The organism is Pantoea sp. M_10 (genome assembly GCF_008631515.1).
Taxonomy (GTDB): Bacteria; Pseudomonadota; Gammaproteobacteria; order Enterobacterales; family Enterobacteriaceae; genus Pantoea; species Pantoea anthophila.
Map to the genome: position 1 here is coordinate 162,939 of NZ_VWUL01000001.1, position 21,363 is coordinate 184,301.

Annotated in this window: 17 protein-coding genes; 5 read left to right on the top strand and 12 right to left on the bottom strand. The window is 59.1% G+C overall.

The genetic code is table 11. The features are described from left to right. Positions 1–43: 43 nt before the first annotated feature. From F3I47_RS00845 to F3I47_RS00860, 4 genes are all read right to left on the bottom strand, one after another. Complete coding sequence (locus tag F3I47_RS00845) at positions 44–334, bottom strand: YbdD/YjiX family protein (RefSeq protein ID WP_046101904.1); 291 nt, start codon at positions 332–334, stop codon at positions 44–46. Further along, on the bottom strand, positions 327–2,396 hold the full coding sequence (locus F3I47_RS00850; protein WP_150029533.1) for a carbon starvation CstA family protein: 2,070 nt from the start codon (positions 2,394–2,396) through the stop codon (positions 327–329). Before F3I47_RS00850 ends, F3I47_RS00845 begins: the two co-directional genes overlap by 8 nt. Positions 2,397–2,595: 199 nt before the next feature. Next, the gene (locus F3I47_RS00855; RefSeq protein ID WP_150029534.1) at positions 2,596–4,530 is read right to left on the bottom strand and encodes an exoribonuclease II; all 1,935 of its coding nucleotides are present in this window, start codon (positions 4,528–4,530) and stop codon (positions 2,596–2,598) included. 110 nt (positions 4,531–4,640) lie between these two features. Then, positions 4,641–6,944, bottom strand: coding sequence for an FdhF/YdeP family oxidoreductase (locus F3I47_RS00860; RefSeq protein WP_046101901.1), 2,304 nt, complete (start codon positions 6,942–6,944; stop codon positions 4,641–4,643). A gap of 261 nt (positions 6,945–7,205) precedes the next feature. On the opposite strand from F3I47_RS00860, the gene F3I47_RS00865 reads away from it, so the two are divergent. From F3I47_RS00865 to F3I47_RS00880, 4 genes are all read left to right on the top strand, one after another. Continuing rightward, positions 7,206–8,792 (top strand): PTS transporter subunit EIIC, encoded by a 1,587-nt coding sequence (locus tag F3I47_RS00865; protein ID WP_150029535.1) that lies wholly within the window; start codon positions 7,206–7,208, stop codon positions 8,790–8,792. A 161-nt stretch (positions 8,793–8,953) separates the two neighbouring features. Then, positions 8,954–10,498, top strand: a complete 1,545-nt coding sequence (locus F3I47_RS00870; RefSeq protein WP_009089998.1) for a methyl-accepting chemotaxis protein — start codon at positions 8,954–8,956, stop codon at positions 10,496–10,498. A 167-nt stretch (positions 10,499–10,665) separates the two neighbouring features. Further along, a complete protein-coding gene (locus tag F3I47_RS00875; RefSeq protein ID WP_046101899.1) occupies positions 10,666–11,376 on the top strand; it encodes a YoaK family protein in 711 nt (236 codons plus the stop codon). Between the two features lie 116 nt (positions 11,377–11,492). Next, positions 11,493–12,389 carry a LysR family transcriptional regulator gene (locus F3I47_RS00880; protein WP_033736237.1) on the top strand — a complete coding sequence of 299 codons (897 nt, stop codon included), beginning with the start codon at positions 11,493–11,495 and terminating at the stop codon, positions 12,387–12,389. Between the two features lie 27 nt (positions 12,390–12,416). Here F3I47_RS00880 and F3I47_RS00885 read toward each other — a convergent pair whose 3' ends face one another. The 7 genes from F3I47_RS00885 to sapA all read right to left on the bottom strand — a co-directional run bounded on the left by F3I47_RS00885 (position 12,417) and on the right by sapA (position 19,942). Continuing rightward, a complete protein-coding gene (locus tag F3I47_RS00885; protein ID WP_150029536.1) occupies positions 12,417–13,529 on the bottom strand; it encodes an oxidoreductase in 1,113 nt (370 codons plus the stop codon). 217 nt (positions 13,530–13,746) lie between these two features. Next, positions 13,747–14,535: an enoyl-ACP reductase FabI gene (gene fabI, locus F3I47_RS00890; protein WP_009090006.1), complete on the bottom strand. Its 789-nt coding sequence runs from the start codon at positions 14,533–14,535 to the stop codon at positions 13,747–13,749. A 140-nt stretch (positions 14,536–14,675) separates the two neighbouring features. Then, positions 14,676–15,479, bottom strand: a complete 804-nt coding sequence (gene sapF, locus F3I47_RS00895; protein WP_009090008.1) for a putrescine export ABC transporter ATP-binding protein SapF — start codon at positions 15,477–15,479, stop codon at positions 14,676–14,678. A 1-nt stretch (position 15,480) separates the two neighbouring features. Then, positions 15,481–16,476, bottom strand: coding sequence for a putrescine export ABC transporter ATP-binding protein SapD (gene sapD / locus F3I47_RS00900; RefSeq protein ID WP_009090009.1), 996 nt, complete (start codon positions 16,474–16,476; stop codon positions 15,481–15,483). Then, positions 16,477–17,367 (bottom strand): putrescine export ABC transporter permease SapC, encoded by an 891-nt coding sequence (gene sapC / locus F3I47_RS00905; protein WP_009090011.1) that lies wholly within the window; start codon positions 17,365–17,367, stop codon positions 16,477–16,479. After that, a complete protein-coding gene (gene sapB, locus F3I47_RS00910) occupies positions 17,354–18,319 on the bottom strand; it encodes a putrescine export ABC transporter permease SapB (RefSeq protein WP_009090012.1) in 966 nt (321 codons plus the stop codon). The genes sapC and sapB overlap by 14 nt, the downstream gene beginning before the upstream one ends. Continuing rightward, a complete protein-coding gene (sapA, locus tag F3I47_RS00915; RefSeq protein WP_009090014.1) occupies positions 18,320–19,942 on the bottom strand; it encodes an ABC transporter substrate-binding protein SapA in 1,623 nt (540 codons plus the stop codon). A gap of 170 nt (positions 19,943–20,112) precedes the next feature. Between sapA and F3I47_RS22250 the strand changes: the two genes are divergently transcribed. After that, positions 20,113–20,256 (top strand): hypothetical protein, encoded by a 144-nt coding sequence (locus tag F3I47_RS22250; RefSeq protein WP_162484736.1) that lies wholly within the window; start codon positions 20,113–20,115, stop codon positions 20,254–20,256. A 48-nt stretch (positions 20,257–20,304) separates the two neighbouring features. On the opposite strand, the gene pspF is transcribed toward F3I47_RS22250, so the two are convergent. Next, positions 20,305–21,306 (bottom strand): phage shock protein operon transcriptional activator, encoded by a 1,002-nt coding sequence (pspF, locus tag F3I47_RS00920; protein WP_046101896.1) that lies wholly within the window; start codon positions 21,304–21,306, stop codon positions 20,305–20,307. Between the last annotated feature and the right edge of the window lie 57 nt (positions 21,307–21,363).

Below are 21,363 nucleotides of genomic sequence, written 5' to 3' on the forward strand. Positions count from 1 at the left end.
ATGGCACAAAAAAGCCCCGGCGGTGCGGGGCATTAAGCCATGATCAGCAGGGACATTTCCCCAGTTTTCCCGCCTGACTCGGGAAGCGCGCATCCAGACAGTAACGGTGGAAATCGCGCTCGTTCATCGTCGGCTGGCCAGGATGATGCTGCCGCATATGCTGCAGATATTTTTGATAATCCTGTACCCCGACCATTAAGCGAAAGCACTGCTGCAGGCCGCGCCAGAAGCCGCGCCAGCTGAACGCGACAGGAGCAGAGGCCGTAAGGGGATGACAGCCGATAATCTGCCATTTCCCCTGCGGCCGCTGGAACTGATGAATCGCATCAGACATGGCGCACCTCCTTGTTGCGCAGCGCCACCGATGACTCATGGGTGGTTGGCGTGTCACTGCGCAGCGCCTTGCGGATAACAAAGAACGCGGCGATCAGCATCGTCACGGCTACCAGCATAAAAAAGGCACACAGCGCCGCGTTGATCTGATTGCTGAACACGATGGTCTGCATGTCCGCCACGCTTTTTGCCGGGGCGATAATCACGCCTTCCTCCACGCCTTTGCGGAACTTGCTGGCCTGCGCCAGGAAGCCGATAGCGGGTTTCTCATGGAAGATTTTCTGCCAGCCTGCGGTCATGGAGGTGATAAACAGCCAGACGGTGGGCAGGATGGTGACCCAGGCATAGCGCTGCTTTTTCATCTTGAACAGCACGACGGTGCCGAGGATCAATGCCATCGACGCCAGCATCTGATTGCCGATACCGAACAGTGGCCAGAGCGTATTAATGCCGCCCAGTGGATCCACCACGCCCTGATAAACAAAGAACCCCCAGCCCGCAACGGCGACGGTGGTGCCCGCCATATTGCCCAGCCAGGAACGGTTGTTCGCCATGGAAGGCACCACGGTGCCCACGAGATCCTGCACCATAAAACGGCAGGCGCGGGTGCCGGCATCGACCGCAGTCAGGATAAACAGCGCTTCAAACAGGATGGCGAAGTGGTACCAGAACGCCATCATCGCCCGGCTGTTAAAGATCTCGGTGATGATATGGGCCATCCCCACGGCGAAGGTTGGCGCACCGCCGGCGCGCGACAGAATTGAGCCTTCGCCCACGTCACGGGCGATGCCGCTCAGCATTTCAGGCGTCACCACAAAGCCCCAGCCGTTAATCACCTGCGAGGCGCTCTCCACGGTGGTGCCAATCAGCGCCGCTGGCGAGTTCATGGCAAAGTAGACGCCGGGGTCCAGCACCGAGGCGCAGATCAGCGCCATAATGGCCACAAAAGATTCCATCAGCATCGCGCCGTAGCCAATAAAGCGGATATGGCTTTCGCGCTCCACCAGTTTAGGCGTGGTGCCGCTGGACACCAGCGCATGGAAGCCTGAGATCGCGCCACAGGCGATGGTAATAAACAGGAAGGGGAACATCGCCCCGGAGAAGACCGGGCCAGTGCCGTCGATAAAGCGGGTCACCGCCGGCATTTTCATCTCCGGCATGGCAAAGACAATGCCCACCGCCAGGCCGACAATCACGCCGATTTTGAGAAAGGTCGAGAGATAGTCACGCGGTGCCAGCAGCAGCCAGACCGGCAGCACTGAGGCGATAAAGCCGTAGATGACCAGCACCCAGGTCAGCGTGGTGCCTTTCAGGGTGAAGAAGGGGCCCCAGTAGGGGTGTTGCGCCACATCGCCGCCATAGATAATCGCCGCCATCATCAGCACAAAGCCAATCAGCGAGACCTCCGCGATTTTCCCCGGACGGATAAAGCGCATGTAGAGACCCATAAACAGCGCGATAGGAATGGTGGCGGCTATCGTAAACAGCCCCCACGGGCTGTTAGCCAGCGCCTTCACCACCACCAGCGCCAGCGCCGACAGGATAATGATCATCACGCCCAGCGCGCCGAGCATGGTCACCACACCGGCAAACGCGCCGAGCTCCTGACGGGCCATCTCACCCAGCGAACGACCATCCCGGCGGGTTGAGATAAACAGGATCAGGAAATCCTGAACCGCGCCCGCCAGCATTACCCCCACAAGGATCCAGATAGTACCGGGCAGAAAGCCCATCTGCGCCGCCAGAATCGGCCCGACCAGGGGACCGGCACCGGCAATCGCCGCAAAGTGATGACCGAACAGCACCCATTTATTGGTCGGGACATAATCCAGCCCGTCGCTCAGCCGCTCGGCCGGGGTCATCCGGCGGTCGTCCAGCTCGAAGATATTACGGGCAATAAACAGGCTGTAGAAACGATACGCGATGCTGTAACAGGCGACAGCGGCTATCACCAGCCAGACTGCGTTGACGTGTTCGCCGCGGCTGAGGGCCAGCATGGCAAAAGCGCCTGCGCCGATTAACGCCACCACTAACCAGATCGCGCTGGTTTTGACGTTTTTCATGACTAACTCCTTGTAGGGATCGAGAGGAAGGCGATCGAAAACAACGAGTTAAACTTAATGTAATGGAATGTAAGTGAAAGTTAATCAGTGGAGAAGTGTGAAGCGGGGTACAAATATAACCTGTTTGCAACCTGAACGGGGGCGGGAACGGGCGGGATAACCGGAGTTATCCCGCCAGATGGCGTAAGTCAGCTGGAACTCAGACGGCGGGACGCGCCACGACGCTGCGGGTTTCCATGCGGACTTCGGCGATGGTGACATCAATCACGTCAGTCACACGGTAAACCACCTCGCCTTTAATCTGAACGCTGCCATTTTCCTGGCTGCAGACCATCTCATCACGCACCGCGTGAATGAACGGAGCAGGGATAAAGGCCACCGCGCCATACTCCAGCAGACGAACGCGCATACCGCCGCGTGACACGTCGATAATCTCAGCGCTGAAGCGACGATCGGTACCGGCAAACGGCGCAAGATAACGGGCGTAGAGCCAGTCACCCACATCACGCTCGGCCATGCGGTTCAGACGACGGCGCTCGCTCATCGTGACCGTCACGGCATCGTCCGGGCGGGCGATCGTCTCGCCACGGATAATCGCTTTCAGCAGGCGATGGTTGATCATGTCGCCAAACTTACGGATGGGTGAGGTCCAGGTGGCGTACGCCTCCAGTCCCAGCCCGAAGTGCGGGCCCGGCTCGGTGCTGATCTCGGCAAAGGTCTGGAAGCGACGGATGCGGCTGTCGAGGAACGGCGTCGGCTGGGCATCGAGTTCACGACGCAGCACGCGGAAGCCTTCCAGGGTAGTAATCGCCTGAGCATCCACGGTGATGCCGTGATTCGCCAGCACTGCGGCGGCCTGTTCAGCATTGGTGGCATCGAAACCGGCATGGACGTTGTAAATACCAAAGCCGAGACGGTCACGAAGCACCTTCGCCGCACAGATGTTTGCCAGAATCATCGCCTCTTCAACGATGCGGTTAGCGATGCGACGCGGTTCGGCGACGATCTCCAGCACTTCACCTTTTTCTCCCAGCAGGAAGCGGTAGTCAGGGCGATCTTTGAATACCAGCGCGTGGGTCTGACGCCACTCGCTGCGCGCCAGGCAGAGGCGATGCAGCAGACGAATCTGTTCTGCAATCGCGTCACTCTCCGGCTGCCAGCTGCCGCTGTTTTCCAGCCAGTCAGAAACGTCATCATAAGCCAGCTTGGCTTTGGACTCGATCCAGGCCGCAAAGAAGGTGACATCATCCGCCAGGCTGCCATCGGCGGCCACGGTGACGCGGCAGGCCAGCGCCGGGCGGCGGACATTCGGACGCAGCGAGCAGACATCATCAGAGAGTTCGCGCGGCAGCATCGGGATGTTAAAGCCCGGCAGGTAGTTGGTGAAGGCGCGCTTCGCTGCCAGCTTATCCAGCTGGCTGCCTTCTGCGACATAAGCGGTCGGGTCGGCGATAGCGATGGTCAGGGAGAGTGAGCCATCCGTCTGCGCTTCCACATAAAGCGCATCATCCATATCCTGGGTGCTGGCGCTGTCGATGGTGACAAAATTGAGCGCGGTCAGATCTTCGCGCGTCAGATTCTCATCCATCATCTCGCCAAAGCTGACATCCGGCGCTTCACGCTCAAGGTTGTGACGCGACAGCGTCACCCACCACGGCGCCAGATGGTCATCCGCTTTGACGATAAAATCGGTGATTTCGGCGTAAAAACCGCGGTCGCCTTTCAGAGGATGACGACGCATTTCAGCGACAGCCCAGTCGCCATTCTCAAACTCATGGCTGACATCGCGCGCCGGGCGGCACGGGATAGCCTCTTTCAGCAGGGGATGGTCCGGCACGATCGACAGGCGATCGTCTTTCTTCTGTACCCGGCCGACAAAACGGCTCAGGAACGGCTCAACCAAGGTTTCCGGTTCAGCACTTTCGCGGTCTTTGTCGGTGTGGATCACGGCGACGATACGATCGCCATGCATCACTTTCTTCATCTGCGGAGGCGGAATGAAGTAACTTTTCTGCGCATCGACTTCCAGAAAGCCGAAGCCTTTTTCGGTGCCTTTTACCACGCCTTCTGCACGTGGTGTCTGTGAATGGAGCTTCTCTTTCAGCTGCGCGAGCAGCGGGTTATCCTGGAACATAATTTTTACGTTTCGTGGCCTGAATGCGGCTGACAGTTTTACGCGAATCGACGCCGCGCGGCAAGGCAAAAAGCCGGACGAACCGGCTTTTCAGAGGGGCTGACAGGGGATCAGGCGATGCGCTGATCGGCCTGCGCCTGGGAAAGTTCCAGCTTCACGGGCACCGACTTGGAGGTCGGCGTACCGCTGCCATCCCCAAAGCTGTTCAGCGGCACCAGCGGGTTGGTTTCCGGATAGTAGGCCGCCAGATTTCCGCGCGGAATATTATAAGGAACCAGCTTGAAACCGCTGACGCGACGGGTGATGCCATCATTCCACAGCGTTTCGATATCGACATTCTGGCCTTCGGTAAAGCCCAGATCCGCCATATCGTCCGGATTGATAAAGACCACTTCGCGCTGACCAAACACGCCACGATAACGGTCATCGAGGCCGTAGATGGTGGTGTTGTACTGGTCGTGTGAACGCAGGGTCTGCAGGGTGAACGGCACCGCCTGCTCCAGCGCCGGGAACAGTGAGTCCGGCAGCATCGACGCATTAAATTCCGCTTTCTGGCTTGGCGTATTGAAGCGTAACTCCGCAGCGGCATTGCCCAGGTAGAACCCGCCAGGAATATCGCATTTCGCGTTAAAGTCGGCAAAGCCCGGAATGGTCGCGGCGATATGGTCGCGGATCAGGTTGTAGTCACCCGCCAGGTCGCGCCACTTCACTTTGTCATCACCCAGCACCGCCTGCGCGATCCCGGCGACGATGGCCGTTTCAGAGCGCTGCGTCTCCGCCAGCGGAATGCCGATCCCTTCGGAGGCGTGCACCATGCTGAACGAGTCTTCGACGGTAATGAACTGATTGCCGGTTGCCTGGCGGTCACGTTCCGTGCGGCCCAGCGTCGGCAGAATCAGCCCTTCGTGACCCGGCACCAGGTGGCTGCGGTTCAGCTTGGTGCTGATGTGTACGGTCAGACCACAGCGCGATAACGCCTCTTCCGTGCGCGGTGAATCGGGCGCCGCCGCGGCCAGGTTGCCACCCAGCGCAATCAGCACTTTAACTTCATCACGCAGCATGGCATTCAGCGCTTCAACGGTGTTGTGGCCCGCGGCACGCGGTGGCTCGAAACCAAAATGGTTGCCCAGCGCATCCAGGAACGCCTGCGTCGGTTTCTCATCAATGCCCATCGTCCGGTTGCCCTGCACGTTACTGTGACCGCGCACCGGGCAAAGACCTGCGCCTTTTTTGCCCAGCTGGCCAAACAGCAGCTGCAGGTTGGTGATTTCACGCACCGTGTCTACCGAATGCTTGTGCTGGGTGATCCCCATCGCCCAGGTGCAGATCACCCGGTCAGCGCTCTGATAGATGGCCGCCGCTTCACGGATTTGCGCCTGCGTCAGGCCCGACTGCGCCACAATCTGCATCCAGCTGGTGTTGTCTACGGCGTCGAGGTAGGCCTCAATGCCGTTGGTTTTGGCATTGATAAAGGTCTGGTCGAACAGGCCGCTTTCACCTGCCGCCAGGCGGGCACGGTGGGTTTCCAGCAGGGATTTCACCATGCCGCGCACGGCAGCCATATCTCCGCCCAGATTCGGCTGATAGTAGGAGGAGCTGATAGTGCCGGCTTTAGAGGTCACCACTTCCAGCGGTTTCTGTGGATCGGCAAAGCGCTCCAGACCGCGTTCGCGCAGGGTGTTAAAGGTCACGATTTTTGCGCCGTGGTCGGCAGCGTGACGCAGGCTGTGCAGCATGCGCGGATGATTGGTGCCGGGGTTCTGACCAAAGACAAAAATCGCATCCGCATGGTCAAAATCGTCCAGACGAATGGTGCCTTTCCCGACGCCAATGCTGCGCTTCAGCCCGGTGCCGCTGGCTTCGTGACACATATTGGAGCAGTCAGGGAAGTTATTGGTGCCCACCAGGCGACCAAACAGCTGATAGAGCCAGGAGGCTTCATTGCTGGCGCGACCGGAGGTGTAAAGCTCCATCTGATCCGGATTGTCCATCGCCTTAATGTGCTGCGCGATCAGCGCAAAGGCGTCGTCCCAGCTGATTGGCTCATAGTGGTCAGTTTCGGCGTTGTAGCGCAGCGGATGCGTCAGACGACCCTGATATTCCAGGAAGTAGTCACTTTGGGTGTAGAGGGTGGTTACGCTGTGGCGGGCGAAAAAGTCGGTATCAACCACCCGGCGTGTCGCTTCCCAGGTCACCGCTTTGGCGCCGTTTTCGCAGAAGCTGAAGGTACTTTTATTGTCATCACCCCAGGCGCAGCCCGGACAGTCAAAACCGCGTGCTTTATTCATGCGCATCAGGTTGCGCATATTTTTCAGGGCCGCTTTGCTGTCAAGAACGAAACGCGTGGTGGCTTCCAGTGAACCCCAGCCGCCCGCAGCCGCGCGGTAGGGTTTGATTTGGCGTTTAAATTTCATATTGAGTGCAGGCTTTTTATAGTAGGAATAATTGTTTGATGATTGTTATCAGGTTATAGCCTGATGGTGAAGGGGAGTGTGCAATTATCGTCATACCTTGTCTAATTGATTGACATAATGGTGCGATAGCTGGCGTTTATCGTGCATCGGCCAGAAGTGTGATGCTGGTCAGACTTTACCCAGTTTTAACGCGCTGATAACGGGAGTTCTCCCGGTAACGGGCTAATACTTGCTGTTTATCATCACAGAGGGCGCGACACCATGAAACAGCTGACCAGCCAGATCCACGCGTTCGGCAAAGCGCTAATGATGCCAATCTCAGTGATCGCCGCTGCAGGGATCTTTCTCGGACTGGCGGCGGCGATGCAGAACCCGGCGGTGACCGGTGAGGCGTTTGTCCAGATGGCGGTGCCGCAGGTCATCATCGGCTTTATCCGCAAGATCGCCGGTGCGCTGTTTACAAACCTGCCGCTCTTCTTTGCCGTGGCGAGTGCTATCGGGCTGGCAAAAGCGGAGAAGCCCACCGCCGCGTTTGCTGCGGTGATTGGCTACATCGTGATGAATGTCGGCATCAGCGCCACCCTGGCGGCCAAAGGGATCACGGCCGCCACCACCACACCGGCCGCTCTGCAGCAGGCGGGGATGGATCAGACGACGGCGATGATGACCTCGGCGGAATATATCAGCATGCTGGGGGTCTTTACCTACAACATGAGCGTGCTGGGTGGGGTGATTGCCGGGCTGATAACGGTCGCGCTGCACAACCGCTTTTACACTCAGCAACTGCCCACCGCGATCAGCTTTTTTGGCGGGCGGCGTTTTGTGCCGATCGTCACCGTCGTCTGCCTGCCGCTGGTGGGGGTGCTGCTGGCGCTGGTCTGGCCGACCATTGGCCAGGGGATCGCCTGGATCGGCGCGATGATCGGCAAAAGTGGCCAGTATGGCGCGTTCCTGCTGGGGGCATTTGAACGCATTCTGATCCCCACCGGCCTGCACCATATCCTCAACGAAACCGTTCGCTTCACTCCGATCGGCGGTATGGCGGTGGTCGATGGCCAGACCATTGTCGGTGCGCTCAACATCTTTAACGCGTCGCTGACCCACCCGGGGTCGATCCCGGATGCGACGCTGCGCACCGCCACGCAGTTTCTGGCGCAGGGCAAAATTCCCGTCATGATGTTTGGCCTGCCCGCCGCTGCCCTGGCGATCTATCACACCGCACGGCCAGAGCATAAACAGCGGGTCAAAGCGCTGGTAATGGCGGGCGCGCTGACCTCGTTTACGACCGGTATTACGGAACCGCTGGAGTTCTGCTTTATTTTTGTCTCGCCGGTACTCTATCTCCTGCACGCCTTCCTGACCGGTCTCTCCTTCATGCTGATGTCGATGCTGCACCTGATGATTGGCAATGTGCAGGGCGGCGTCATCGATCTGGTGGTGTTCGGCATGCTGGGCGGGGCGAAAACCCACTGGTGGTGGACACTGGCGCTGGGAGCGGTCTATGCACCGCTCTACTACTACGCTTTCCGGCTGGTGATCACCCGGATGCATGTCGAAACGCCGGGCCGGGAATCGGAAGAGGAGAAACCGCAGCAGGTCGCGGCGGATGAGCGCACTCAGGTGATTATCAGCGGGCTGGGTGGGCAGGCCAATATCGAGGATGTCGATTGCTGCTTTACCCGACTGCGGGTCCGGGTCAGAGAGATGAATCAGGTGGTGGATCAGACCCTGATGAGCACCGGTGCCAACGGCGTCAATCGCGTCAGCGAGCATGATGTTCAGGTGATTTACGGGCCGCAGGTCGAGAAAGTCGCCAGTGAGGTAAAGCGGGCGCTTGGCGTGGCTTAGCGACAGCCTGTTTCGGGTCATCAGCGGGCGGTCTGCCGGAAAGGGGGAGAAAGGCTGCACGCTGCCGCTCCGCTTATTGTAACTAAAAAAAGTTCAGCCCTAATGGGCTGCTTTTTTTTGCCGATATAGCCACTAATCCTCCCAATTTCCGGAACGTAGCGATGTCGTTAAAAAAGTCCTCCCTGATTATTTTTTCTTTTCTACTGGCGCTGTTTCTTACCAGCGTGGCAATCAGTACCTGGCTGCTTGTTCAGAGCAATCACTCCCTGAATGCGGTTAACAAAGAGATCCGCGTTGTGCTGTCGGTGATCGACCCTATCAACCACAGCCGTACGCTGCGTGTCCGCCTGATGGAGTACATGAAGTCGATAGAGGGCAGTGAGGCGAATAACCCGGCCACGCTGGACAGCGTTCGCACCGTTGCCGGTAAGGCGGATGCGGCGTTTGAGGCCTATATGAACGCGCCGCGTCTGCCGGGCGAAGAGGCTGAAGCGGAAGCCTATCGTCAGGCCTATCAGGCCTATCGCCAGCAGGGCCTGCAGCCGTTAATTGAGGCAGCAGAAGCGCACGACCAGCTGCGATTCAAAAACCAGATTGCCACCGTGGTGCGTCTGGATCGCCAGTATGAAATCATTCTGGATCGGGTGCTGGCACAGCATGAAACCTACGCCAGAAAACTCAACAGTGATGCGCAGAGTCATTTCACCACCGGCATTACCCTGCTGGGACTGTTTGGCGTGCTCTTTTTTGCCATCATTATCGCGATCTACATCTTCATGAAGCGCTACGTGCTCTCTCCGCTGAATGATGCGCAGGAACACTGCAGGCTGATTGCGGCGGGCGTGCTGGACAGCAGCGTCCCGGTCAGGGCGAACTCCCGCAGTGAAATTCAGCTGCTGATGGGCTCGCTGGAGCAGATGCGCAGCGCGCTGACCTCTATCATTCTGCAGGTTCGTGACTCGACCCGCTCCGTCTCCACCGCGTCACAGGAAATTGCTGCGGGCAACATCGATCTCGCCTCACGCACCGAGCAGCAGGCTGCCGCGCTGACCGAGACCGCCGCCAGCATGGAGCAGCTGGGCGCAACGGTGAAACAGAACACCGAAAACGTCTTTGAAGCCTGCCGCCTGACCAGTGAGGCGGTGAAAAATGCCGAAAGCGGTGAGAAAGTGTCGCAGGAAGTGGTGGTCTCAATGGGGCTGATTAACGCCAGCTCGAAGAAGATTGAAGAGATCACCACCGTTATCGACAGCATCGCTTTCCAGACCAATATTCTGGCGCTGAACGCAGCGGTGGAAGCGGCCCGTGCCGGGGAGCAGGGTCGCGGTTTTGCGGTGGTGGCGGGCGAAGTCCGGAACCTGGCGCAGCGCAGCGCCACGGCCGCTAAAGAGATCGAGAGCCTGATTGCCGAATCGGTCGCCATCATTCACGCCGGTTCTGATCAGGTCAGCCGCACGGGTGAGGCGATGAGCGCGATTATCTCCTCGGTCAGCCAGGTTAACCTGCTGATGGAGCATATCTCTACCGCGTCAGATGAGCAGAGTCGCGGCATCGGTCAGATTGAACAGGCCGTGACCGAAATGGACAGCGTGACGCAGCAGAACTCGGCGCTGGTGCAGGAGTCTGCAGCAGCCTCCGCCTCGCTGGAAGAGCAGGTGCAGTACCTGACGCAGTCGGTATCCACGTTCCGTCTCGCCAGCCATTAACCGGCGGTTCCGCGCGGTGCCAGTGCCGCGCGAAACCTGCTGCCGGTAAGGCATGTTATCTGGGCAGCTTGCCCTGAGGTCAGTGCGCGGGGAGAGTTTGATTCAGCGCCTTGTCGCCGGCCGGGAAACGGCGGATGATAAGGCTTTCCTCTGAATATGTGGTGGTCATGCTAATCAGTACAGAAAGTGCCCGCAGCCACAGCGCCGACACCCGTCTGGCCTGTACGCTGGCGGCCGCTGCGGGGGCGCTGAACACCGCCGCCTTTGAGATTGTCGGTTTCTTTTCTGCCAACATGACCGGCAATGTCTCGCTGCTCTCCGATCATCTGGCAAAAGCGAATCCGGGAACCGGCCTCTTTTTTCTCGCCATCGTCATCCTCTTCATCGCCGGGTCGGCGCTCTCCACCCTGGTTATCAATTCCGGTCGCCGCAGAAACATCCGCACTATTTATGCCTTTGTCATCCTGGCTGAAGGCGCTGCGCTGATGGTACTGGGGGTGATAGAAAATCATTTTCCGCCGCTGTCGCCGGGCGTGGTGTTAATCCTGAGCCTGAGCTTTCTGATGGGGCTGCAGAATGCGGTGGTGACACGGATTTCGGACGCCCGCGTCCGTACCACCCATGTCTCCGGCACGGCGACCGATATCGGGATTGAGCTGGCGATGTTGTTTGAGGTGCTGCGGCGTAAAATCTCCCCGAAAGAGGCACCGCTCTACCTGAGCCGGCTGCGGCTGCATGTGCTGACGCTGCTTGCATTCCTGGCGGGCGGTATAGCCGGAATAGGGCTCTACAGGCTGCTCAGCTACGACTTTCTGCTGCTGGTGGGGTTCGGCCTGATCTGCCTGGCGCTGAACGCCATTTTCCGGCCGCGCAAATGAACCGTGCGGTTAAACCTTAAGGGCCGGCACAGGGTAACATTGCGCCTTATACTCAGGGTGATACAGGTCAGAGACCGTGACGCGAACCGCCTTCAACCTGCTGATGGACTATTAAAATCGACATTAAACAACTGATTTACTTGTGTAACCTGGAGCGCGAACGCCATTTCGGACGCGCCGCGGAAGCCAGTTTCGTTACACAGCCGACACTCTCTATGCGCCTGAAAAATCTGGAGCGAGAGCTGGGCCTGCCGCTGATTAACCGCAGTAATAACTTCGCCGGATTTACGCCAGAGGGCGATCGCGTGCTGGCATGGGCGCGGGAAATCGTTTCGGTGTATCAGGGGCTGAAGCTGGAAGTCGAATCACTGAAACATGGGGTAAACGGCACGCTGCGGGTGGGAGTGGTTCCGCAGTGCAGCATGGCCCTGCCACTGCTGCTGAAAGTGGTCCAGGAGAGATATCCGCAGCTCGACTACCGCATCGCGGTGCTGAGCGCTGATCAGCTGCTGGATGCGCTTAACAGTCACACCGTGGATGTCGGCATCGGCTTTTTTGAGATGGCGACCCTGCGCGAACTCCATTTTCAGACCGAGCTGCTGGCGGACCGCGGCGTTGAAGCGGTGTTCCATCCTGACCATTTCCCGGCGCTGGTGGGTGATACGCCGCTGGCGCTGTCGGATCTGGCGCAACAGCCGCTCTGCCTGGCGGAGCCGACCCGCTATTTTCGCCGTTATCTCGACATGGCCTTTCGTGAGGCAGGTCTGGTGCCACGGGTAATCGTCGAGAGCGCTTCCGTCATGCAGCTGATGCAGTGCGCCCAGGTCGGGCTGGGGCTGCTGGTTTCACCAGTGGGGCATCTGTTGCCCGCTTCACTTCAGGGGCTGCAGCAGCGCGCCATCACGCTGCCACCCATGGCACGTCAGGCGGCGCTGGTTATCGCCGAGCCTGGCCGTGCCACCCCGCTGGCCCAGCACTTTTTCGATGAAGCGCGCGCGCGGCTGCCGATGTAACCGGCGGCAGGCTCGCACTTTTTACGATTACTGCGCTTCGCCCAGCGCGTAAAAGAGGCGACTGTTCCAGTTGCCTATCGCGACACGCTGAATCAGCGCGAACAGCGCATCATTCTCCCAGCCCGCTTCCATGAGAGGTTGCAGATGGGCCGCGCTGAAGCGCTCCGGTGAGCGGGTCAGCTGCGCCGCCAGTGCAATAATCTGCTGTTCTGCGCCGCGTGATCCGGCATCATCGACCCCTTCAATCAGACTCGCCTGACCGTCCAGCAGCCGGAAAAGCCAGCGACTGCCGAGGATGCGGGCGGCGACCGCCTCTGGCAGAGCAGGTTCATCAGAGAGGTGCTGACGCAACTGCGCCCAGCCATATAACGCCGCAGGATCGTGTGCCAGCACCCAGACTGCCTCCTGCATACCCGGCAGTGACTGGCAACGCGTGATTGCTGCGAGCTGCTCCGCGCTGGCATAACGCAGCTCCAGCGGCTTCAGCACCGGCTGCCAGCGGGCGGGCTGATCGAAGCCGGTTGCCTCTGCATCGGGAGGCGCGGTGCTGCCGGGCAGCCAGCGAACCGGCTGAGCCTGCAGTGCCTGTAAGCCCGCCACCACCCGCGCCTGATAACTGACAAACCCGATCACCTGATTCAGCGTCACGATATCGGGCTCGGTCAGGCCAACCCCATCCAGTGCGGTAATGGCGCTGCCGTTGATCAGCTCAGGCTGCATCGCCAGCTGACGGGCGTATTGCGTGATCTGGGTCAGGCGGTTGTTACTCTCGCGTGAAGAGTCGGGGCCTGGCAGCGGATTCAGGCGGGCAGAGTAGTGGTTACACAACCGCTGGATCCCCGCCACCTGCGCGACGGTCAGCGCGGTGCTGAGGCGGTCGTAGAGCGTTAACGTATGGGTGAGCGACGTAATCACCCGATCGGGAAACAGCAGCTGCGCCAGATCGCGTGCGGCCAGCAGGGCGGGCTGCTGCGAGCGCAACAGGGCGTGCATCCCGGCGTGATCGGCGTGGCAGCCCAGCAGAAAGCGGTCATCGATATGGGCGGCCTCGGGCACCAGCGGCGCGGCCTGAGAGGTTCGTGGACTGGTCTGGCTCTCGTAAAACCAGTGGTTATGGCCCGGATAGCGGCGTTGTTCCATGATCAATCCTTTTGCAGATTCGGGTTCGGTATGCAGGCGGCAGAATCTGAAAATGTGCATAAACCGAAAGGCAGGCTTATCGTCGCTGATGGCCGGTCCGGGGCAAAAGAATGATCGGTGATAATTAATAGCGTTACGCTATAACGGCAGAAAAATCAGGGAGTGAGGCGGAATGGAGCCAAAAAAAGAGGGCGAGCCAGGCTCGCCCTCAGGGAACTTATTTCAGTTCCAGTTCGTTCATCGCGGCGATGCTGAAGCCGCCATCAACGTGAACGACTTCACCGGTGATGCCGCCTGCCAGATCAGAGCAGAGGAACGCGGCAGAGTTGCCGACATCTTCGATGGTGACGGTACGGCGAATCGGGGTGACCGCTTCGCAATGCGCCAGCATCTTACGGAAATCTTTGATGCCTGAGGCGGCCAGGGTGCGGATTGGACCTGCAGAGACGGCGTTAACACGCACGCCTTCCGGGCCCATGGCGTTTGCCATGTAACGCACGTTCGCTTCCAGGGACGCTTTCGCCAGACCCATCACGTTGTAGTTCGGGATCGCGCGCTCAGCACCCAGGTAAGAGAGGGTCAGCAGACCGGAGCCTGGATTCAGCATCTCACGGCACTCTTTCGCCATCGCAACGAAGCTGTAGGCACTGATGTCATGCGCGATTTTAAAGCCTTCGCGGGTAACGGCGTTCACATAGTCGCCATCCAGCTGGTCGCCAGGCGCGAAGCCGATAGAGTGAACGAAACCGTCAAATTTCGGCCAGGTTTTTGCCAGTTCAGTGAACAGAGATTTGATGCTCTCATCTTCTGCGACGTCACATGGCAGCACGATGTCTGAACCCAAATCTTTAGCAAACTCTTCCACACGACCTTTTAACTTGTCGTTCTGGTAGGTGAAAGCCAGTTCTGCGCCCTGTTTGTGCATCGCCTGTGCAATACCGTAGGCGATGGAAAGTTTACTGGCAACGCCAGTAATCAGAATGCGCTTACCGGAAAGAAAACCCATAGCTGTAATCCTTATGGTCATTGTTGTTGGCGGCCGCATGATTAAAAAGTAAGCGACCGACGTTAATCGACGTGCGGATTCTAGCACGTCTCTCATAAATCAGGTAAACCGGCCCGCAATTTCCGCGACGGGCAGCAAAATCAGCGTTCGCGTCGCCAGGCTTCGGCACTCAGCGCTTCGCCGAAGTGGCTGCTGATCAGGCGTCGGGTCAGATCGTGCAGCGGCGAGGCCAGCACATCCGCGGTGCCGCCGCGCTCGACCACTTCGCCCTGATGCATCACCAGCACCTTGTCGCTGATATGTTTCATCATGCCCAGATGCTGCGTCACATAAATGTAGGAGATACCATGTTTTTCCTGCAGCTCCAGCATCAGATTCACCAGCTGAGAGCGCATGGTCATATCCAGCGAGGCCAGCGCTTCATCGGCCACGATCACTTTGGGCTGCAGGATCAGCGCACGGGCCAGACCCAGACGCTGCTTCTGACCGGGTGCCAGCATATGGGGATAATAACCGGCGTGATCGCGCAGTAATCCCACCTGCCGCAGGGTTGCGATGATGCGCTTCTCGCGCGCTTCCGCATTGAGATCGGTGTTGAGCCGCAGCGGAAAATCAAGAATCTGACTGATGCGCTGACGCGGATTCAGGGAGGTGGAGGGGTCCTGAAAAATCATGCGGATGCGCTGACTGCGGTAGCCATAATCGCCGAAGGTCAGCGGATGATCGTCAATCAGAATCTCACCCTCCGTCGGCGCGACCATGCCGCTGAGCATCTTCGCCAGGGTAGATTTGCCTGACCCGTTCTCGCCGATGATGGCCAGCGTCTGCCTTTCACGCAGGGTAAAGCTCACCGATTTCACCGCCTCGACATGCTGACGGCGGAACAAACCGGTGCGATAGCGAAATGTTTTACTCAGGTTGCGCACTTCCAGCAGGGTTTCCATGTTACTGGCCCTCCATATTGAGCGGGAAATGGCAGGCGTAAAGATGCGTTTTGCTGCCGGTCAGCCTCGGCGTTTCAATACATTTGCGCTGGGCGTAAGGACAACGCGGCCCCAGCCGGCAACCTATCGGCAGGCTTTCCAGCGAAGGGATCGCCCCGGAGAGGGTGTTGAGACGACTCTTGTGCGGCAGCGCACGCCCGAAATCGGGCATCGCCCGAATCAGCGCCTGGGTATAGGGGTGATGCGGTGTGCTCATCAGATCGTCGCTCTGCGCGGTTTCCACGGTCTGGCCGCAGTACATCACGTTAATCCGATCCGCCCACTGGCTCATGGTGCGCAGGTCATGACTGATCAGCAGAATGGTGGTGTTGTTATTCTGATTCAGGCGGCTCAGCAGGCGGAAAATCTGCGCCTGCGTGGTCGGCTCCATGGCGTTGGTCGGTTCATCCGCGATCAGCAGACGCGGCTGATTCGCCAGCGCAATGGCGATCATCACTTTCTGGCACTCGCCTTCGGTCAGCTCATAGGGGAAGCTGCGCATGATATCTTTGTGGTCTTTAATACCGACGCGATGCAGCAGCTCGATGGCACGGGTTTTGCGCCAGAACCAGAAACGTTTCAGCCACGGCCCTTTATACGTCCAGCGCGGGATCACCTGCATCAGCTGACGACCGATACTTTCAGAGGGATCGAGACAGGATTGCGGCTCCTGAAAAATCATCGAGACGTTATGCCCGATAATACGACGGCGCTCGCGCGGCGTCAGGCGCAGCAAATCCACATCATCAAACACCATACGGTCTGCGGTCACGCGCCAGTTGTCATTGGTTACGCCGCAGATGGCCTTTGCCACCAGACTTTTGCCTGAGCCGGACTCCCCGACCAGACCGCGGATTTCCCCTTCGCCCAGCGTCAGGTTTACGCGGTCCACCGCTTTGACCGGTCCGTCAGCGGTCATAAATTCGATGGTGAGATTACGGATATCGAGTAACGGCATCTATTCCACTCCCGCTTCGACGGCGCGACGGATGCCGTCACCGAGCAGGTTAACAATCAATACGCTGACCATCAGCGCCACGCCTGGCAGCATCACGGTCCAGGGGGCGACGTAGATCAGCTCCAGCGAGTCGCCCAGCATCGCGCCCCACTCGGGTGAGGGCAGCTGCGCGCCCAGGTCGAGAAAGCCGAGTGCGGCAATGTCCAGAATCGCCATCGACAGCGCACGGGTGATCTCCGTGATCAGCAGCGGCAGAATGTTCGGCATAATGGCGTAGCGCAGGATGTTGCGGCCGCTGGCCCCGTCCAGACGTGCGGCGACTACATACTCTTTTTCCAGTTCATCATGCACCGCGCTGTATATCTCACGCACCAGGCGAGGCATCAGCGCCAGCCAGACCGCCAGCAGCGCATGCTCCAGTCGCGGTCCGAGAAAAGCCACGACAATGATCGCCAGCAGCAGCGAAGGAATAGAGAGCAGCGTATCCAGTACGTGGTTCATTACCGCCGAGCGGATGCCGTGGGTCATGCCGGCCAGCACGCCCAGTATCAGGGCGCCCAGCGTGGCGAACAGCGTGACCAGCATCGCTGACCCTACCGTCGGACCTGCACCGCTCAGCAGGCGGCTCAGCACATCCCGCCCAAGATCGTCGGTGCCGAGGAAGAAAGAGACGTCGCCATAGCGTGACCACGACGGCGGCAGCAGCTGATACCCCAGGAACTGCTGATCGATGCCGTAAGGCGCGATCAGCCCGCCGAACAGGCAGAGCAGCAGCAGGGCGCCAAAGCCATACAGCCCGACCATCGAAATCGGATTGCCGTAGAAATGGTGCCAGCTCTGACGAAACGCGCTGGGCAGGCGTTTCTCGGCATAGATATTATCTAAGGGCATACCATTCCTTATGTTTCAGCGGATTCATTGCCGCGCCAATCACATCAGAGATGACGTTGACCAGGATCACCAGCCCGCCAATCACCATCACCCCGGCGGAGATAGCCGCATAATCCTGCTGACGAATCGCATTGATCAGCCAGCGGCCGAGTCCGGGCCAGTTGAACACCATCTCGGTAATCATCGCCAGCGTCAGCATGGTGGAAAACTGCAGCCCCAGACGCGGGATGACCGGCGGCAGGGCGTTATGCAGCACGTGCCGGCGGATCACCGTAAAGCGCGACAGCCCCCGGGTAGCGGCTGCTTTAATATAATTTTTATCCATCACGTCGCTGGTGCTGTTGCGCAGCAGGCGGATCACCTCTGTGGTGGGGGCCATCGCCAGCACCAGCACCGGCAGAATCAGGTGGGTCAGCGCGCTGATGATCATCTCGTGACGCCAGGGCGAAGGACTCAGCCAGGCATCGATCAGCGCAAAGCCCGTGATATTCTGCACCGGGTAGAGCAGATCGTGGCGACCCGACACCGGCAGCCAGCCGAGCGTCAGCGAGAAGAAAAGCGTGAACAGCAGCGCCAGCCAGAAAATCGGCGCGGAGAAGCCGAACAGCGCCAGCGCACTGATGGTTTTATCCTGCCATTTATTGCGCATCACCCCGGCGCAGATCCCCAGCGGGATCCCCACCAGCAGCGCGAACAGAAATGCCAGGATGCAGAGCTCCATCGTCGCCGGGAACACCTCGCGCAGCTGCAGGCCAATCTCCTGACCGTTGGTGCTGGAGACGCCAAAGTCGAACTGCAGCATTCCTTTAAACCAGAACCACCAGGCGTCCGAAAGCGCAGCGCCTTCCAGCGGCGCGTTGGGGGTAAAGTAGCTCAGGCTGAAGCTGACCAGCGACAGCAGAAACAGGGTAATGACCAGCAGCAGCAGACGCCGCAGAAGATAGATAATCACTTACTTTTCCTTATCGCTTTCACGATAAACCCCGGCAAACGAGGCGTTGCCAAACGGACTCAGCACCAGCCCTTTAATATCATGGCGGAATGCCTGCAGACGCAGCGAGGAGGCCAGCGGCAGCACCGGCAGCTCCTGCGCCAGAATCTGCTGCGCTTTGTCATAACTGTCGATGCGGCCAGAGAGCTGCTGCGACAGCAGGGCATTCTGCAGCGTTTCATCAAAGGCGGGTGAGCACCAGTGCGCGTAATTGGTCTGGGAGCGAATTGCCGCGCAGCTGAGCAGCGGACGGAAGAAGCTGTCCGGGTCATTACTGTCTGTGGCCCAGCCAGAGAGGGTCAGATCGTGATTCATCGCCATCAGCTGCGCCTCCTGGAAGCGCCCCTCCACCGGCACAATCGTCAGCCGGACACCCACCTGGGCCAGATCCGCCTGCAACAGTTCAGCCGTTTTCAGCGGGCTGGGATTCCAGGATTGCGACGCTGCGGGCACCACCAGCCGCAGATGCAGATCGCTGATGCCCAGCGCGGCCAGCGCTTCGCGTGACTTCGCCGGGTCATAGCCAGTAATGCGCGCATCATTGTCATACGCCCAGGAGGCGCGCGGTAATATCGACGCGGCCGTTTCGGCCGTTCCGTAATAGATGGACTCCATCAGGCGTTCGTTATTGATCGCCAGCGCCAGCGCATGCCGCACCTCAGGCCGGTCCAGCGGCGGCTTGCGGGTATTGAAGGCCAGATAGGCGATGTTCATGCCAGGGCGCAGCGTCATCCGCAGACGCGGGTCATCGCGCAGGATACTGAGCTGACTGGCGGCCGGGTAGGCCAGCACGTCACACTCACCGGTTAACAGTTTAGAGAGTCGTCCGGTGCCGCCAGAACCGAGATCGATGACCGCCTGTTGCAGACGGGGCACGCCTTTCCAGTAATGCGGATTGCGCGCCAGACGAATGTACTGGCCGGTGCGATATTCGCTGAGCTGATAAGGGCCGGTGCCCACCGGCTGCCGGTCCAGCTCCTCCTGATGCCCCTGCGCCGTCAGCTGGTCAGCATACTCTTTCGAGAGGATCGGCGCATAGTGCGTCGCCATGTGCCACAGGAACGACGCGTCCGGGCTGTTGAGCCGGAACTCGACCGTCCGGTTATCGATCTTCTTCACGCTCTGAACAGAATCGGCGAACTGCAGGCTGTCAAAGTAGGGGTAGTTGCCGCCATTCACGTTATGCCACGGGTGATGGCGATCAAACATGCGGGCGAAGCTGAAGACCACATCGTCAGCATTGAGGGTGCGGGTGGGGCGGAACTGATTCGTCTGCTGGAAGGCGACGCCACTCCGCAGGTGAAAGCGGTAGGTCGCGCCGTTATCGCGCACTTCCCAGCTGGAGGCCAGATCGGGTTTCAGCCGGTAGGTATACGGGTCGACATCCAGCAGACGGTCATAAAGCTGAGCCGCCAGGGTATCCACCGTCAGCCCGCTGCTGGCCATCTGCGGATTAAAGGTGTTCAGCGTGCCGCTGACGCAGTAGACAAAGCCGGACTGGCGGATATCACCCGCCGGTGCTGACCATGCAGGGGCACTCAACACGCTGAGGCTGAGCAACAGCGAACTTAGTAGTTTTGACATAGAACTCAACGATTTTGAGGCATTGAACAGAGTGTATCGCAAAGCGGGCGTTGTCCCAAAACCTGCAACCGCCGTCAGCCTGATTTTCATCCTCTGCGGGGCAAAAGGGCGCACAGAAGGTGGGGTAATGAGAAATATTCTCAATTACACCTTTACAGATGATAATAAGAATGATTATTATTCATATGCACTTCGACGGTGGCTCTGCCGAAGAGGAGCACGACATTGCTCACATTGCTTCCAGTATTGTTGCCCGCCTGATGGCGGGCTTTTTTTTGCCTGACGCAGCCCGGGTGGGAAAGAAAGCAGGATAGTGAACCCGGCTTTACCCCGGTGCAACAATCAGCCGTGCAGCAGGCGGATCAGTTCTCGGCTTTGATATCGTGCTTTTTCATCATTGCGCGCAGCTGGTGGTAAGTGACGCCGAGCAGACCGGCAGCGCGGCGCTGGTTGTAGCGTGCCTGTTGCAGACTCGCCTCCACCAGATCCCGCTCCTGCTGGTTTTGCCACTGTCGCAGATCCAGCGGCAGTCCGGGCAGCGCAGCGCTATCTGCAGCCGGATTTAACGGCATTCTGGCGACCGGTTGCTGGCGCGAAGCGAAGGGATTAATGATGATGTTATCCAGCGGCTGCTCGCTGCTGTTATGCCGGTAGACCGAGCGCTCCACCACATTTTTCAGTTCACGCACGTTGCCGGGCCAGTGGTAATCGAGCAGCGTCTGCTGCGCGCGGGCCGTGAAGCCAGGAAAGAGTAACAGCCCCAGCTCCCGGCACATCTGGATGGCGAAATGTCCAGCCATCACCAGAATATCGCTGCGGCGTTCGCGCAGTGGCGGCAACTGCACCACATCGAAAGCCAGACGATCCAGCAGATCGGCGCGGAATTTGCCCGCTGCCGCCAGCGCAGGGAGATCTTCGTTGGTGGCGCAGACCAGACGTACATTGACCTGCAGGGAGTGGTTGCCGCCGACCCGCTCCAGCTGACCATACTCAATGACCCGCAGCAGTTTCTCCTGCACCAGCATGGGTGCGGTTGCCAGCTCATCCAGAAACAGTGTACCGCCATCGGCCCGTTCAAAACGCCCAAGATGACGCTTCTGCGCGCCGGTAAACGCGCCCGCCTCATGGCCGAAAAGCTCCGAATCCAGCAGATTCTCGTTGAGGGCGGCGCAGTTCAGCGAGATAAATGGCCCCTGCCAGCGATCGGATAGATAGTGTAACCGGCTGGCGATCAGCTCTTTACCGGTGCCACGCTCGCCAATCACCAGAACGGGTTTCTCCAGCGGGGCGAGTTTAGAAACCTGCTCCAGCACCTCCAGAAAATTGTTCGACTCACCGAGAAGATTATCATTAGTTCCGGTCATGATGAATTTCGCTACCCGTTAATCATTTTGACTATCTTAAAGCAGCCGGGAGAGGGT

Coding starts and splice junctions, on each gene's coding strand:
- F3I47_RS00845 (WP_046101904.1), bottom strand. CDS start 334: ATGTCTGATGCGATTCATCAGTTCCAGCGGCCGCAGGGGAAATGGCAG.
- F3I47_RS00850 (WP_150029533.1), bottom strand. CDS start 2,396: ATGAAAAACGTCAAAACCAGCGCGATCTGGTTAGTGGTGGCGTTAATC.
- F3I47_RS00855 (WP_150029534.1), bottom strand. CDS start 4,530: ATGTTCCAGGATAACCCGCTGCTCGCGCAGCTGAAAGAGAAGCTCCAT.
- F3I47_RS00860 (WP_046101901.1), bottom strand. CDS start 6,944: ATGAAATTTAAACGCCAAATCAAACCCTACCGCGCGGCTGCGGGCGGC.
- F3I47_RS00865 (WP_150029535.1), top strand. CDS start 7,206: ATGAAACAGCTGACCAGCCAGATCCACGCGTTCGGCAAAGCGCTAATG.
- F3I47_RS00870 (WP_009089998.1), top strand. CDS start 8,954: ATGTCGTTAAAAAAGTCCTCCCTGATTATTTTTTCTTTTCTACTGGCG.
- F3I47_RS00875 (WP_046101899.1), top strand. CDS start 10,666: ATGCTAATCAGTACAGAAAGTGCCCGCAGCCACAGCGCCGACACCCGT.
- F3I47_RS00885 (WP_150029536.1), bottom strand. CDS start 13,529: ATGGAACAACGCCGCTATCCGGGCCATAACCACTGGTTTTACGAGAGC.
- fabI (WP_009090006.1), bottom strand. CDS start 14,535: ATGGGTTTTCTTTCCGGTAAGCGCATTCTGATTACTGGCGTTGCCAGT.
- sapF (WP_009090008.1), bottom strand. CDS start 15,479: ATGGAAACCCTGCTGGAAGTGCGCAACCTGAGTAAAACATTTCGCTAT.
- sapD (WP_009090009.1), bottom strand. CDS start 16,476: ATGCCGTTACTCGATATCCGTAATCTCACCATCGAATTTATGACCGCT.
- sapC (WP_009090011.1), bottom strand. CDS start 17,367: ATGCCCTTAGATAATATCTATGCCGAGAAACGCCTGCCCAGCGCGTTT.
- sapA (WP_009090014.1), bottom strand. CDS start 19,942: ATGTCAAAACTACTAAGTTCGCTGTTGCTCAGCCTCAGCGTGTTGAGT.
- F3I47_RS22250 (WP_162484736.1), top strand. CDS start 20,113: ATGATTATTATTCATATGCACTTCGACGGTGGCTCTGCCGAAGAGGAG.
- pspF (WP_046101896.1), bottom strand. CDS start 21,306: ATGACCGGAACTAATGATAATCTTCTCGGTGAGTCGAACAATTTTCTG.